The organism is Lactobacillus sp. Sy-1, from assembly GCF_019303535.1.
In the GTDB taxonomy this organism is placed as follows: domain Bacteria; phylum Bacillota; class Bacilli; order Lactobacillales; family Lactobacillaceae; genus Nicoliella.
Map to the genome: position 1 here is coordinate 19,549 of NZ_JACCIU010000001.1, position 15,646 is coordinate 35,194.

A 15,646-nucleotide genomic window follows, 5' to 3' on the forward strand; every position below is an offset into this window, starting at 1 on the left:
TCCTTTCAACGCTTTAAATTAATTGTATTTATTTTCGAGCTTGTCGAACGCTTGGCCTGCAACCCAGTCGTTCAATGCAGCCACTGATTGATCACAAGCGGTTTTAAAATCAGGGAGTTGTTCGTCCGTAAACTTACCTAAAACGTAGTCAACTACCTTTTGGAACTTCGGATGGTCAGTTCCCACCCGAATTCGGTCAAACTGGTTCGTTCCCAAGTGGGCAATCAAACTCTTGATTCCATTGTGACCCCCAGCAGCACCGTGGGTCCGTAGTCTGATTTTTCCAACTGGGAGGTCCATATCATCGTAAACTACGATTAAATCTGCTAAATCTAACTTATAAAAATTCATCAATGGGCCAACCGCCCGCCCAGATTCATTCATAAACGTGGTTGGTTCTACTAGTAGTACTTTTTCCCCATCAATCATTCCGGACCCCAACTTTGCATCCATTTTACGGGTGGTAAATTCGATTCCGTGGTCATCGGCAAACTGGTCCAAAACAGCAAACCCAGTGTTGTGACGAGTTCCATCATATTGTGGGCCAATATTGCCCAATCCAACAATCATTTTCATTTTTTAAGTGTACTCCCTGTTTATCTATTTCTCTCTATTATAGCAAAAGATCGGATTAATATAATTAAAGGCGCCCTCTTCGTTATCAACTTAACTTTAATTATGCTATAATGATTTTTGGAAACATTCAAATAAAAATTCTTTTGAAGGGATGATTATTTTGGCATTAAAACACCAAAAAGTTGCTTTAGTTGGTGACGGTGCGGTTGGTTCTTCATACGCATTTGCAATGATGCAACAAGGAATCGCCGAAGAATTCGTCATTATTGATATTGTTAAAGATCGGACAGAAGGAGACGCTTTAGACCTTGAAGACGCTCAAGTTTTCACTGCTCCAAAGAACATCTATTCTGGCGATTACAGTGATTGTAAGGATGCAGACCTAGTAGTTATTACTGCTGGTGCTCCTCAAAAGCCAGGCGAAACTCGTCTTGACTTAGTAAGCAAAAACATTAAGATTCTATCATCAATTGTGAAACCAGTTGTTGATTCAGGATTTGATGGTATTTTCTTAGTAGCTGCTAACCCAGTTGATGTGTTAACTTACGCTACTCAAAAGCTATCCGGATTCCCTAAGGAAAAGGTTGTTGGTTCAGGGACTTCCCTCGATACTACTCGTTTCCAAGTTGCCGTTGGTAAGAAGTTGGGGGTTAACCCTGCTGACGTTCACGCATACATCATGGGTGAACACGGTGACTCTGAATTCGCCGCAATTGACGAAGCAGAAGTTGGTAGCCGTCCATTAGTTGACGTTGCTAAGGAAAACGGTGTTAGCAAGGATGATCTTCTTAAGTTAGAACAAGAAACTCGTGACAAGGCTTACACAATCATTAACAAGAAGGGTGCTACCTTCTATGGGGTTGCTACCGCATTAATGAGAATTTCTCGTGCAATCTTACGTGATGAAAACTCAGTATTACCAATTGGTGCTCCAATGAACGGTGAATATGGATTAAACGATATTTACATCGGTACTCCAGCCGTTATCAATGCATCTGGTGTTGCTAAGGTGCTTGAAGTTCCATTGAGTGATGACGAAGCTAAGAAGATGTCAGCATCCGCTGAAACTTTGAAGGAAATGGCTAAAAAGGGTATGGATTCATTAAATTAATCCACCAATTTTAAAATTAAAAATAACCGTGCTCTTCAGGAGTGCGGTTATTTTTTAATGAGAAAGAAGGGAGATCGGGAGCTTCCCGAATTAACAACTATGAACCGGCAAACCAATCAAAAACTCGGTTGGTCACTAACCATTTTGACCATCGGCTTAAGTTTATTCATTACAGCATTCATTACCACTACCTCGCCCCTGTTCGCATTTAATAATTCATGGGATGGGAATACAATGTTTACCGTTGGAAAGGGACTATGGCATGGATTAATGCCCTACCGCGACTTATTTGATCAACGGGGACCACTAATCTATTTAATGAACTCATTTTCCGCCCTAATCAGTTATAAAACTTTTTTAGGGGTGTACTTATTTGAGGCATTAACGGTCTTTTTTGATATCATCATGAGCTATAAAATCATTAACTTGAAATTTAGCCGACCCATCTCATTTGCCAGCAGTTTAACACTGCTACCAATCGTCTTTAACGACTATTTTTTTGAAAATGGTGAACTACCGGAAAGTTTAATCATGCCGTTAGTCCTCAGTTTAATTTATATCGTATTAAAGAATAACGGCAAGCCAGAAACCAACTTCCAATTGTTTGGTCAAGGGGTTGCAATGGCCGTTGTTTTTTGGATTAAATTTAGTTTGATTCTACCGTGGATTTCATTTTTTGGTTTGATTGCTGTTCAAGCATTATTCTCGAAGCATTTTCACGAACTCCTCAGAAAAGTGGCTGCTAGCCTTGCCGGTTTTATGGCCGTTTCGGTGCCACTCATCATCTTTTATGGGGTAATGGGTGCGTTATCGGACCTATTTAAAGTTTATTTTATAATTAATCTTAATTACTACCCCCATAGTCATTTATTTTCATTTCAATTAATAGAAACCATCAGTGGTTTTGTGTTTAGGAATTTTCGGACCGTTACAATTTCAGCACTGTTTTTAATTGGCATCTTGTACCTAATTTTTAACACCACCTTCAAATGGTTCCCTAAAATAATCATCCTTTCAGCTGCCCTATTGGAAGTAATCGTAATTGTTGGAAACGAATTTAGCTTTAGATACTACTTTGTGGCCCTTGGGGTGTTCATGGTTTTCATGTCAATGGGAATTGCAAGTGGTTTAACCTACCTTACTGAACACCGTTTTAATAATCAGACTAAGGTCAGCTTAATTACTGCCGTCATTGCAGTTGGTAGCATTTTCATCACTAATCGTAACTACCGTTACACGATCCTATTTCCCCATAACCAAGCAATTAGTACTAATCACAACACCACCACTCCCTTCCAAATTCAATTTGCTAAGATTATTAATAAAAGTAAGGACCGGACCATCTTAAACTACAATAACTTAGACGTTGGAATATATACCGCAACTGGAACGTTGCCACAAACCAAATACTTTGCTAAACTGAATTTGAGAGGTTTTAGACCGTTAATGGATACACAAAACTATCTGTTGAATAATCACCAGGCTCACTTTGTGGTTTTCACACTGCTGGAAAATGAATCGATTTGGGATTCTGACCAACAACCAGACGATAGCTTTACCCATGCCTATCGATTGGTAGCCCAACGTAAGTTAATCTTTCAAAATCACAAAATGAAGTACCTACTATATGAATTAAGGAGTTGATTTTATGTTATTAAAATCATTAGTTAAACCCAAGAATGGACTGACGATGGTCACTGAAAATAACACCTTGGCTGAAGCATTAAAAATCCTAGAAGAAAAGGACTTCCGGTGTGTCCCAATCCTAGACGAAACTGGCACCCTCTTCCGTGGTAATATTTATAAGATGCATTTGTATCGTCATAAGTCCCGCGGTGGGGATATGAACTTACCAGTTACCCATCTAATTAAGAATTCTACTAAGTTCATTAGCGTTAATTCATCATTCTTTAACGTATTCTTTTCAATTAAGGACTTGCCATACATCGCCGTTCTTGACGAACAAAATTCATTCTACGGAATCCTAACCCACAATCGGTTAATGGACATGCTTTCACAGTCTTGGAACGTAAATGTAGGGAGCTACGTAATTACAGTTGTCTCAACTGGTGAAAGAGGTGATCTAGAAAAAATGGCCCGGATCATTACCAAGTTCACTAACATCGCGAGTGTCATTTCCCTAGATGTTCAAGAGGGCGAGCTAGTCCACCGGACCATGTTTACCCTCCCATCCGAAGTAGATGCAGAACAACTCGATAAAATAACCACTGCATTAAACAAACGTGGTTTTAAGGTTCCTGAAATTGAAAATTTAAACGCCATGCAATAATCCATAATAAAAAAGATTCGTAGGTGCAAACAGCATCCACGAATCTTTTTTATTATGTATACTACTTTTTAGAATTAGTTTTAGACGATAGTCCAACACTTAATTCCAAAGCAGTATCAACCTTTTTCATTAGATATTGATTTAAATGAGCTACGCGGTCGTTTAATCGTTGCTTATCAATCGTTCGAATTTGTTCGAGTAGAATCACCGAATCTTTTTCGATATCCGATTGACTAGCCTTGATTCCCACATGGGTGGGCATCTTAGGCTTAGAAATCCGAGCAGTAATTGCAGCTACGATAACGGTCGGACTGTAATGATTTCCAATGTTATTCTGGATTATCAGTACTGGTCTGACCCCTCCTTGTTCGGAACCGACGACCGGAGATAAATCAGCATAAAAAATATCACCACGTTTAACATCTGTTTTGGCCATTTCTGATATACTCCTCCTTTGCCTTATTAACGAATTTATTTTTACTTAAGTATTCATTAATAGTTCTTGCCGCACAATCCTCAGAGGGCATAAACTCTTTAACGATATCCTTATTTATATTCCCCATAATAATATAACCATAAATTAAATCCTGGATATAAGGGGAATAGTTATATTCAGGATTAACTAATACAGAAAACGTTCTATAATTAGTTAAATTATTATTAATTTCATCAATTAGTATTAACTTAGACGTCCTAATTAAAAAACGTTCACTTAGAATAAATGGCATAATAAATACCCCTTATTATAATATATTAATTAAAAATCACTAAATATATACTCTTGGTAGCCGCTTTTGAAATAAACAAGCAACTTCATAATGAATTGTATCACAAAATTGAGCTACTGATTCCAAAGAAATCTCATTTTGACCATTTTTTCCAATTAACGTAGCCTTAGTTCCCATTTTTACCTGTTTTGGGAGCTTAATCATGAACTGATCCATACAAATCCGCCCCACGATTGGACAAAACTGACCATCAACTAAGACGTGGAATCCTTGTAAGGCTCTTACATAGCCATCTGCATAGCCAATTGGAATTGTGCCAATCCATTCGTCATCCGTAGTGGTGTAAGTAGCTCCATAACCAATTGAACGCCCTGCTGGTACTAACTTACAATGAACAACTTCAGAAACCAAACTCAAGGCTGGTTTTAAATCATATGGTGGCGTTAATTCAGTCCCAGAAGGATTGAGTCCGTATCCGGACACCCCGAACCGAATCATATTGCCATTGCATTCCTGGTGCCACAAGCTAGTTGCAGAATTAGAAACGTGAACATAGCGTGGCTTACTAGGAAGTGCAGCCATAAACTTTTTAAAGCGCTTAACTTGAAGCTTAAAGTAGTCCGTATCTTGAGAATCAGCCGTTGAAAAATGGGTGAAAATCCCTTCAACGTTTATCAACTGCGAATTATTCCCAGCTAATTGTAATGCTACTTCCATCTCGTCAATTGATTGAAAGCCAATTCGGCCCATCCCAGTATCCAGGGCCACATGAACGTTCAATTTAGGAGCATCCTTATAATTGGCTAACTCCGCAACCGCTGCTTTTAGCCATTCATTTGAGGGGAGGGTAACTGAAATATTAAAGGTAGCGGCAGTTAATGCATCTTGCGGTCTAGTAACCCCTAACACTAAGATGGGTTCAGTAAAGCCAGCGTCACGCAATTCAAGCGCCTCGTCTAAAATGGCAACACAGAACCCCTTCGCTCCAGCAGATTTAGCAACCTTAGCAACTTCAACTGCTCCATGGCCGTATCCATTGGCCTTGACCACCATGAAAAGCTCAGTATCGGTATTTAAACGTTCTATTTCACTATGAATATTATGATAAATCGCTTGTTTGTCAATTATCAAATTGGCATTCCGATGAAATCCAGTCCTCATAACCTACACCCTCAAACATAATTTATATTCTATTTTATCATTAATTAATCGAATAAAAAATAGGAACGTGGATTTTATAATCCAGCATTCCTGTTTTTATTATCTAAATAAATTTAAAATTTAACTAGTCCCGTTGCTTAATGGTGAATGACTTGCCACCACCATTACTGTTTCGATGACTGTTATTCCGACGATCATCACTTCTGCCGTGATTTCTATCGTTACGACGGTTTCCACCATTGCGGCCATTGTAACGACGACTACCACCGTTAGAGTTACGATTATTCCGGCCACCACCGCCATGACCATTGTAACGCCGACCGTGACTGAAGCGCCGTTTCTTATTAGGCAATGGCCGTTCTGGAGTAATTCTAACTTTGACTTGGCTTCTAGTCATCTTGCTTAAGAGTACTGAAACCAATTCCTTAGCAGAATACTTTTCCAAAAGTTCGTCAGCAGTATCTGAGAATTTATCCATATCAGTTTTTTGAATTAAATCCCCTAATTCATTTTTAACTTCTGATAACTGACCACTTAACGCTTCGTTTTCCGAAGGTGGCTTTAATGGCAGCATTCTCACCTTAGTTAATTTTTCAACTTCTCTAAGGTAGTCCTTTTCATTTGGTTCAACAAAGGTAAGCGATACCCCATGCTTTCCGGCCCGACCAGTCCGACCAATCCGGTGAACGTAACTTTCAGGATCTTGAGGAATATCGTAGTTGTATACGTGGGTCACACCACTAACGTCAATTCCACGAGCAGCAACGTCAGTTGCAACTAAGATTGAAATTTTACCATCTCTGAATTCACGCATGATTTGCGAACGCCGTTTTTGGGTTAAATCACCATGTAATCCAGCAGCTGGGTAGCCACATGCAATTAATCCACGGGATACTTCATCAACCCGCCGCTTAGTCCGACAAAAGACGATGGTAACCTTTGGTGCTTGAACATCAAAGAACCGGGTCATTAAGTCAAATTTTTCAGCTTCTTTTGAACGAACGTAGAATTGGTCAACTAAATCAGTGGTCAATTCCTTCGCTTTAATTTTAACTTGTTTTGGTTGGTGCATAAACTGAACCCCAACCCGCTTAATTTTATCAGGCATCGTAGCTGAGAATAATAGGGTTTGTCGTTCAGTCGGGAGGGCCTTAATGATGCTTTCAATATCATCTAAAAATCCCATGTCTAACATGTCATCAGCTTCATCTAAAACTAAGAACTTAACATTGCCTAGTTTTAAAGTTCGACGATTAATGTGGTCTAGAATCCGTCCTGGTGTTCCAACGACCACTTGAGGATGCTTCTTTAAGTTTCTAATTTGTTGGCGAATATCAGCACCACCGTAAACGGCTTGTACCTTAGCGCCTTCAACCCGACCAAAGCGATTCATTTCACGTTGGGTTTGGATTGCTAATTCACGAGTAGGTGATACAACCAATGCTTGCACATTTGGATCATCTAAATCGATTTTATCTAAAATGGGTAGGGAAAATGCAGCTGTTTTACCAGTACCAGTTTGGGCTTGTCCCAAAACATCGTGCCCTTCAAGAATCAATGGAATTGTATCCGATTGAATAGGGGTAGCTTCAGTAAAACCTGCTTTTTCAACGGCTGTTAATAGGTCTTTTGATAAACCTAGTTCTCTAAATTTCAAAAAATTTCCTCCTATGATTTTGAAAATTACTAATGAGCTAAGAAAAATCCGTTTCCGTCAAACACTCAATAGCGGATTCAAAATCAATAAATCTGTTATTAAAATTGTATATCTAATTAATAATAATCCTTTTCGGTCAATTAATCAACCTTATTCATTTCCATTCACTAATGTACTTAAAACGGATTCCAAATGGATTCCATGACTGGCTTTTAATAATAGGATATCATCACTGTTCACATCTGCTTGTAAATCATGGGCTAATTGCGCCAACTGGTCAGCTTGATAGTAGTGAACCGCCTTTGATTCGTAACTAGCAATCAATTTATACCGGAGGGCTGCCATGTCAGTACCAATTAAAAATACTTCCTGAATTACATTTGGGTTCAGCGAACCAATTAATGACTCATGCATCTGTTTAGATTGGTCGCCCAGTTCTAACATATCTCCCAATACAGCAATTCTGCGTCCATCGGTAGGAACTTCAGAAAAGGCTTGCAACACTTCACGAGCGGCGGTTGGGTTGGAATTATAAACATCACTTAGGATCAATTCTCCCTGCTGGCCGTGAATCCATTCTGCTCGGTTCGCAGTTAAGTTAACGTGTTGCAATCCCTGCCGAATAAATTCAGGCCGAATTTGAAATAGGGACCCGGTTAAGATTGCGGCAAGCGCATTGTTTACGTTGTATTCCCCAATCATGGGAATCGTAAATGAAAAGTCCTTCCACATGTTAGTAACAAAGTTGGTTTGGTCTGTCCGGTCATTAATTACGGTCGGATAGATGGTATTAACTCCATTCCTGCCAAAGGTTAACTCTTTAAAATCAACCTTACTAGCCCGTTGTTTTAATAGTGGTTCATCGCCGTCATAAATAAACGTCCCGTCTTCTTTTAAGCCGTTCAAAATTTCCATCTTTGCATCCGCAATTTTATCACGGGTGCCAAAAAATTCAATGTGTGCCTCACCAATCATCGTAATGATTGCAACGTCTGGTTGAACTAATCGACTCAAAAAGGATAACTGCCCAGGCCGGTCCATTCCCATTTCAACCACTAGTACCTCTGTATTAGCTTCCATTGATAGAATTGTTACTGGAACCCCAATCTCATTATTGAAGTTAGCATGGGTCTTCGTAACGTTAAACTGGGTTGCTAAAATAGACGCAACCATATCCTTAGTGGTGGTTTTTCCATTGCTTCCAGTAATCGCAACCACTTGGGGATTAATTTTCTTTAGATAGTAACTACTTAGTGCTTGCAGTGCCTTTAGTGGATCATCAACCACCAGCAATGGAAATCCAGTTGGTTGATCAGAGTGATCACTAGCCCAAAAGGCTGCACTGGCTCCGTTATCAATTGCACTATTAATAAATCGGTGCCCATCTTGATTTCCAGTTAACGGCACAAAGAGTGCCCCCTGCTTCAAATTACGGCTATCGAAAGCCACGCTAGTGACCTCTACATCTCCATAATCATTAACGTCATTTTTTGCCGATACCACTTTGGCAATTTCAACTAAATTCATTTTCATAATTTTTTAACTCCATTAAGATATCAAATAAAAAGCATTCCGACGACTTAACCGTCCAGAATGCAATTAATCTTCAAAAATAAAATTATTTGGTAATTTATCTTCATCAATGTGAACTTGCCATCTTTGCTCGTAAATTAAGTAATTTAAAGTCCCGATTGAAACGGCATTCTGGTATATATCATGTTTAGTATACCATGTACTCTGCTTTTCTGGGTATTTTTCCATCAATAATGGGATATTATATTGACGCTGTTGCTCAAATGATTGATCAAAAGCAACCACTAAGCCCTCACTGCTTAGCTTTATTAATTTGGTCAAAACTGCGTCATCAATATTTTTAATTACTAACGGCCGAACAAACATCCTCCTACCACTGTGCATTTCCCTTAGGTGTCGTTTTAAGCTCACTTCTAAAACGTGGTTAAATTGGGAAAATTGGCGAAAAAACACCTTAACAAAATTTGATTTCAGAAGAATATAAATATAATTATTACGCAATTTAGAAGAAAATGGGCTATCCATTGGATAAGTCATGTGGCCAAGATAAAGAAGGTTAGCAATTTCACTATCTAATAGGACGTTCAACTCGTCGTTAGAGTGAAAATCGATGAACTTTTTATCTTTAATCTGCTTATCTAATAGGTACTCTTTTACCGCTCCACTCCCAGTGATCGTACTGAATTTAGAGTGTGCATTATAGCTATTTGCATTGTCACGATCATCATTCAACAAGATAATATTGCTCGGAAAGTGATCTAAGCCATTCACAAAGTCTGCGGAATCAATCCCTCTGATGATCGTCATATTTCTTACTAAATTAGCGTCGATGTAAATAAAATTATCCCGCATTACAACCACACTTTCGCAAATATTTAACTATTTTATTGTACTCCTTTTTTAAATTTTTACACCACAAAATTACATTTTTTCTAACCTTTTAATGCGATCCTCAATCGGCGGATGAGTGTCAAATAGCCTTGAAAATGAAAACTGGTGGCGACCATGGTAAGGATCTTCAATGTATAGTCCCGCACTATTAGCGTTAATGTCATGCATTGGTTCACCACCAGAAATTTTCCTTAGGGCGTTAATCAACCCCAGTGGATTTCTAGTCAATTCCACGCCTGAAGCATCAGCTAAGTATTCTCGGTTTCTGGATAATGCCATCTGGGCAATGCTGGCAGCTAGTGGACCCAAGATGATAATTACCACCGCAGCAATAATCTCAACCACCCCAGTGCTTTTTTCATCATTATCATCCCTGCGGCCCCCACCGAACCAAAGCGAGTGCATCCCAAAATCAACAATGATGGAAATTGCAGCAGCTAGGGCAACCCCAATTGTCGATACTCGAATGTCATAGTTCCGAATGTGTGAAACCTCATGTCCAATTACACCTTCTAACTCCTCCCGATTTAACGCCGCAAGTAATCCAGTCGTAACTGCTACCGCCGCTTTTTTAGGATTGTTTCCGGTTGCAAAGGCATTCGGACTGTCATCATCAATAATAAAGACCCGCGGCATTGGAATCCGTGCAACCAAAGCCATGTCAGAAACGATGTGCCATAGTTCAGGATCCTGATCTGAGGAGGTAATTTCATGACCGTGATTCATCATCATCACGATATCAATTGACTGACTGATCATGATCAAAGAGTAAACCACCCCGACCAATGCCGCAATCACAATCCCGGCAACGGGGCTTCTAAAGAACAGGATTCCGACTGCTGCCCCGACTAGCAGCAGCAATAAAATAAATCCGGTTAATACGTAAAGCGTCTTTCGTTTATTTTGCGCAATTTGTTCATATAACATTTATCCGCCTACTTATTAAAGCCCTTAAATTCGTCAAAATTTACCTTCGGCGCTTGCTTTTCTTCCTCTGGAACCGTTAAATATTCCCGCTTAGTAAAGTGGTGGATCCCAGCAACTAAATTACTAGGGAAGGTATTAATTTGCATATCGTATTTCGCAACGGTTGAATTATATAGCTGTCTTGAATAAGCAATCTTATTTTCAGTATTAGTTAATTCTTCCATTAGTTCTTGGAAGTGCTTATCAGCCTTTAGTTCTGGATAGTTTTCAGCCACCGCAAACATTGACTTAAGGCTACCAGACAACTGGTCAGAAACCTGCATTAACTTGTCACGATCAACGTTCCCATCGATTGAGACCATTTGATTTCTTAATTCAGTCACCTTTGCTAGGGTTTCTTGTTCATAATTAGCATACCCCTTCGCCGTTGAAATTAAGTTTGGAATTAAATCGTTTCGGCGTTTTAATTGAACGTCAATTTGACTCCATGATTCATCAACGTACGTTCTTGAACGAACTAATCCGTTATAAATCATAATGTATGCAATTACCACAACGGCAATCACAACAATCGCAATAATAATTCCCATTTTGAATATCTCCATTCTGTTAATTTGGTATTAATCATAACAAAAAACAGCTTAATTAGCTATAATAATAATAACCATAAACTAAGGAGGAACATTATGACCAACGTTTTATTTGTCTGTTTGGGTAACGTTTGTCGTTCACCGATGGCAGAAGTCATTTTTAAAAAATTAGTTGCTGAACAGGGCCTTACCAATCAAATCAAGGTTCGTTCCGCAGCCACTAGTGATGAGGAACAGGGTAACCATCCTCAACCAGGGACCATTAAAACCCTCACTAAGCATCACTTGGCGTGGCAAAATCTCCACGCAACCCAAATTACCACTGCTGATTTTGAATGGGCTGATTACATCATTACAATGGACCACCAGAACATGATCGACCTAAAACGAATGGCCCCCGCTGATTGCATCGATAAGATTCATCTTTGTCTGGACATCTTCCCAGATCAAAAGGGTACGCCAATTCCTGATCCATGGTACACCCATAAGTTTGACTACACATACGATGTATTAGCTAAGGCCATGCCCGCATGGTTAGCCTACATTAAGCAACATTCATTAACGCAATAAAAAAAGAGTTCGTCGAATGACGAACTCTTTTCCGTAATTAAGATTAATTACTTGTTTAAACCGTAACGCTTGTTGAAACGGTCCACAGCACCATCTGCTTGAGTGAACTTTTGACGTCCAGTGTAGAATGGGTGTGAATCAGATGAAATTTCCACAAGAATCAATGGGTAAGTGTTACCGTCTTCCCATTCGATGGTTTGGTCAGAATTAGCAGTAGAACCAGTTAAAAAACTGAAACCAGTACTTGAATCCTTAAATACAACCTTGTGGTAATCTGGATGAATTCCTTTTTTCATTATATCTATCGCTCCTTTGCCCTGAAATCTTTCTGAAAACAGAGATTATCGATTAGTCGATACTTATTATATTACCACCAACTAACTAGTCAATCAATGCTTTTTTAATTTATTAAGTTGGTATTATTGATCAGTTCAACGTGGGCATGCAAATTCGTCAGTTTATCAACCACATTATCATACCCCCGCAATATATTATCAGCGTTAGTAATTTTAGTGACCCCATCAGCCATTAATCCAGAAATCAACGCTGCTGCTCCAGCCCTAATTTCACCAGCGTCCACAACTGCACCAGTCAGTTTATCGGTCGGACTAATGATGATGATATGATCATCTTCGTTGACCCGAATATTAGCCCCCATCTTAATCAGCTCTGGAATATGCCGAGTCCGTTCGGGATAAATGGTATCCACAATGATACTATCACCATTCGCCCTCAATAGTAATGGTGTAATCGGCTGCTGAAGATCAGTTGCAAAACCTGGAAAGGGAAGCGTCTTAATCTTAATTGGTGAAAAGCGGTTACACCGGTGGACATAAATACTATCTTCGTTAATGTCTAATTTGACGCCCGCTTCAGTTAACTTAGCAATAAACGATTCCAAGTGTTCTGGAATCACATTGTTAACTAACACACCATTTCCAATTACTGAAGCCATCGAAAGATAGGTCCCGGCCTCGATTCGATCTGGAATAATTGTATGGGTGTTTTTAGCAATTAGTTGATCGACCCCGTCAATTCGAATGACGTCGGTGCCGGCCCCCCTAATTTTAGCGCCCATGTTATTTAAAAACGTAACTACATCAATAATTTCTGGTTCCTTAGCGGCGTTCCAAATCGTGGTGGTCCCGTTAGCCCGAACAGCAGCTAAAATAGCATTAATCGTGGCGCCAACTGATACTACGTCCATAAAAATTGGTGCTCCATGAAGACCATTCGGACCAGCTTCAATGTTAATTTTACCATCTGGTTTTTCATCAACGGTTGCGCCCAACGCTTTGAAGGCCTTGATGTGTTGATCGATTGGTCTGGGACCAATGTTATCACCACCAGGAAAGGTTAATACGGCCCGGTGAAAACGGCCTAATAGCGCTCCCATAAAATAATACGAAGCCCGTAAACTCTTGATTGCCCTACTAGGTAACGGTAATTGTTTGATGTCGGTAGGATCAATGGTTAAAACACCATCGACAAATTCAGAATGAACATTCATTGACTCCAGAAGTAACATTAAATTCTTAACATCTAAAATATTAGGAACCATGTCCAATTGAACTGGTGAATCAGCTAAAATGGATGCCGGAATAATGGCTACCGTACTATTTTTAGCTCCCCCAATTGTTACCTCTCCTGAGAGTCGATGCCCCCCATGAATAATCATTTCACTCATTATTGCATTTCCTCGCTTAATTTTTATCATTAACACTGGTTTGAAGTGGTCACTATGCCACCTTCCAAGTGAAAAATCAGTCGTGACTAGTAAACTAATCACTGATAATAAATTATATCATTTTTTATATCCAATTTGTGAATTTATTAGCAAATGTAAAATAAAAAAAGCGCATAGACGTTAGTAACTACCAACATCTATGCGCTCACTTTTGCGAATTATTTTAATACTCAGCCCAACTTATTGATTATTCGTTCCCGTGTTGCTTGTTAGCAGCCGCAACGAATGCCTTGAATAAGCCTTCTGGACGGTTTGGTCTAGAAAGAAATTCTGGGTGATATTGAGCCGCAACGAAGAACTTGTTTTCTGGAACTTCAATTACTTCAACTAAGTGGTTATCTGGGGAGGTTCCAGCAAATACCAATCCCTTAGCTTCCATATCTTTTCTAAACTTATTATTAAATTCATAACGGTGTCTATGCCGTTCTGAAATTTCCTTCTTATTGTCATAAGCAGCGGCAGTTACAGTTCCCGGCTTAATCTTACATGGGTATGCCCCTAGTCGCTGGGTCCCACCTAGTTCTTCAATGTCTGATTGGTCAGCCATGATATCAATTACATTGTGCTTAGTATCAGGATCAATTTCAGTAGTGTTAGCATCAGCATAGCCAAGTACATCCCGTGCATACTCGATACTAGCAACCTGCATTCCTAAACAAACCCCTAAGAATGGAATATCGTTTTCACGAACGTACTTAACCGCTCTAATCATTCCTTCAACTCCACGGCGACCGAATCCACCAGGCACAATGACTCCATCAGCACCGGCAAGCACTTCTGCTACATTATCATCAGTAATGTCAGCAGCTGCCACCATCTTTAAGTTAATCTTAGCATCAACTGGGTATCCAGCATGGTGTAATGCTTCGGCAACTGAGATGTAGGCATCATGAAGGGATACGTACTTACCAACCAGTGTAATGTTAATTTCATTCTTTAGGTTCAATGCACGGTGTTCGAGCTCACGCCAACTAGTCATGTCAGCTTCTGGTGCGTCAATTCCAAAGTGTTCCAAAATTTGGTCATCCATCTTTTGTGCTTGTAGGCTCAATGGAACGGAATAAAGGGACTTGGCATCAGTTGATTCCACAACGGCTTCTGGCTTAACATCACAGAACAATGAAATCTTCTTCTTCATTGAATCAGTTACTGGGTGTTCAGCCCGAACAACTAGCAAGTTAGGTTGAATTCCTAGTCCCCGTAGTTCCTTAACACTGTGTTGGGTTGGCTTGGTCTTCATTTCACCAGCTGCATGTAGATACGGAATTAAGGTCGTATGGATGTAAAATACATTTTCAGCACCCATTTCCGTCTTCATTTCCCGAATTGCTTCCAAGAACGGCTGGGATTCAATGTCACCAACGGTTCCCCCAATTTCAGTAATTACAACGTCTGCATCGGAGATGTTTGCAGCCCGCATGATTTTTTCCTTAATCATATTCGTAATGTGTGGAATTACCTGAACGGTTGCCCCTAGGTAGTCCCCACGCCGTTCTTTTTCTAGCACTTCTGAATAAATTTTCCCAGTCGTTACGTTTGAATACTTATTTAAGTTAATGTCAATAAATCTTTCGTAATGACCTAAATCAAGGTCAGTTTCAGTCCCATCATTGGTAACAAAAACTTCACCGTGTTGATAAGGACTCATCGTTCCAGGATCCACATTAATATATGGATCAAACTTTTGAATCGTTACCTTAAGTCCTCTGTTCTTCAATAGCCGACCAATTGATGCTGAAACAATTCCTTTACCAAGTGAGGAAACAACTCCACCAGTTACAAAAATATACTTAGTCAATTGAATTTCTCCTTTTTTCATGATTTAGGGTTACATTTAAAAACAACAATAAAAAATAAAAAGACTC

At 39.5% G+C, this 15,646-nt stretch carries 16 protein-coding genes; 4 read left to right on the forward strand and 12 right to left on the reverse strand.

Annotated features, from left to right (window positions below):
• Positions 1-18: 18 nt before the first annotated feature.
• On the reverse strand, positions 19-576 hold the full coding sequence (pth, locus tag HZL42_RS00075) for an aminoacyl-tRNA hydrolase (RefSeq protein ID WP_219053698.1): 558 nt from the start codon (positions 574-576) through the stop codon (positions 19-21).
• A 160-nt stretch (positions 577-736) separates the two neighbouring features.
• Here pth and HZL42_RS00080 point away from each other — a divergent pair, with 160 nt between their 5' ends.
• From HZL42_RS00080 to cbpA, 3 genes are read left to right on the forward strand one after another with little or no spacing between them, the layout of a single operon-like run.
• A complete protein-coding gene (locus HZL42_RS00080; protein WP_219053699.1) occupies positions 737-1,687 on the forward strand; it encodes an L-lactate dehydrogenase in 951 nt (316 codons plus the stop codon).
• Positions 1,688-1,744: 57 nt separating this feature from the next.
• On the forward strand, positions 1,745-3,331 hold the full coding sequence (locus tag HZL42_RS00085) for a glycosyltransferase family 39 protein (RefSeq protein WP_219053700.1): 1,587 nt from the start codon (positions 1,745-1,747) through the stop codon (positions 3,329-3,331).
• A gap of 4 nt (positions 3,332-3,335) precedes the next feature.
• Positions 3,336-3,977, forward strand: a complete 642-nt coding sequence (gene cbpA, locus HZL42_RS00090) for a cyclic di-AMP binding protein CbpA (protein ID WP_219053701.1) — start codon at positions 3,336-3,338, stop codon at positions 3,975-3,977.
• Between the two features lie 61 nt (positions 3,978-4,038).
• Here the strand turns inward: cbpA and HZL42_RS00095 are convergent, their stop codons facing one another.
• From HZL42_RS00095 to HZL42_RS00130, 8 genes are all read right to left on the reverse strand, one after another.
• Positions 4,039-4,413, reverse strand: a complete 375-nt coding sequence (locus HZL42_RS00095; protein ID WP_219053703.1) for a type II toxin-antitoxin system PemK/MazF family toxin — start codon at positions 4,411-4,413, stop codon at positions 4,039-4,041.
• Entirely contained in the window at positions 4,394-4,705 is a 312-nt protein-coding gene (locus tag HZL42_RS00100; protein ID WP_219053705.1) for a hypothetical protein, read from the reverse strand. The genes HZL42_RS00095 and HZL42_RS00100 overlap by 20 nt, the downstream gene beginning before the upstream one ends.
• Positions 4,706-4,744: 39 nt before the next feature.
• Positions 4,745-5,866, reverse strand: coding sequence for an alanine racemase (gene alr / locus HZL42_RS00105; protein ID WP_219053706.1), 1,122 nt, complete (start codon positions 5,864-5,866; stop codon positions 4,745-4,747).
• 124 nt (positions 5,867-5,990) lie between these two features.
• The gene (locus HZL42_RS00110; protein ID WP_219053707.1) at positions 5,991-7,523 is read right to left on the reverse strand and encodes a DEAD/DEAH box helicase; all 1,533 of its coding nucleotides are present in this window, start codon (positions 7,521-7,523) and stop codon (positions 5,991-5,993) included.
• A 150-nt stretch (positions 7,524-7,673) separates the two neighbouring features.
• Positions 7,674-9,056 carry a UDP-N-acetylmuramoyl-tripeptide--D-alanyl-D-alanine ligase gene (murF, locus tag HZL42_RS00115; RefSeq protein WP_219053708.1) on the reverse strand — a complete coding sequence of 461 codons (1,383 nt, stop codon included), beginning with the start codon at positions 9,054-9,056 and terminating at the stop codon, positions 7,674-7,676.
• Positions 9,057-9,122: 66 nt separating this feature from the next.
• A complete protein-coding gene (locus HZL42_RS00120) occupies positions 9,123-9,908 on the reverse strand; it encodes a hypothetical protein (RefSeq protein WP_219053709.1) in 786 nt (261 codons plus the stop codon).
• 69 nt (positions 9,909-9,977) lie between these two features.
• Positions 9,978-10,874: a zinc metalloprotease HtpX gene (htpX, locus tag HZL42_RS00125; RefSeq protein ID WP_219053710.1), complete on the reverse strand. Its 897-nt coding sequence runs from the start codon at positions 10,872-10,874 to the stop codon at positions 9,978-9,980.
• A gap of 8 nt (positions 10,875-10,882) precedes the next feature.
• Positions 10,883-11,464 (reverse strand): LemA family protein, encoded by a 582-nt coding sequence (locus HZL42_RS00130; RefSeq protein WP_219053711.1) that lies wholly within the window; start codon positions 11,462-11,464, stop codon positions 10,883-10,885.
• A 96-nt stretch (positions 11,465-11,560) separates the two neighbouring features.
• Here HZL42_RS00130 and HZL42_RS00135 point away from each other — a divergent pair, with 96 nt between their 5' ends.
• Entirely contained in the window at positions 11,561-12,034 is a 474-nt protein-coding gene (locus tag HZL42_RS00135) for a low molecular weight protein-tyrosine-phosphatase (RefSeq protein ID WP_219053712.1), read from the forward strand.
• Between the two features lie 47 nt (positions 12,035-12,081).
• On the opposite strand, the gene HZL42_RS00140 is transcribed toward HZL42_RS00135, so the two are convergent.
• The 3 genes from HZL42_RS00140 to HZL42_RS00150 form a co-directional block, all read right to left on the reverse strand.
• Positions 12,082-12,330, reverse strand: a complete 249-nt coding sequence (locus HZL42_RS00140; protein ID WP_219053713.1) for a type B 50S ribosomal protein L31 — start codon at positions 12,328-12,330, stop codon at positions 12,082-12,084.
• A 104-nt stretch (positions 12,331-12,434) separates the two neighbouring features.
• Positions 12,435-13,721 carry a UDP-N-acetylglucosamine 1-carboxyvinyltransferase gene (locus tag HZL42_RS00145; RefSeq protein ID WP_219053714.1) on the reverse strand — a complete coding sequence of 429 codons (1,287 nt, stop codon included), beginning with the start codon at positions 13,719-13,721 and terminating at the stop codon, positions 12,435-12,437.
• A 247-nt stretch (positions 13,722-13,968) separates the two neighbouring features.
• Entirely contained in the window at positions 13,969-15,579 is a 1,611-nt protein-coding gene (locus HZL42_RS00150) for a CTP synthase (protein WP_219053715.1), read from the reverse strand.
• Between the last annotated feature and the right edge of the window lie 67 nt (positions 15,580-15,646).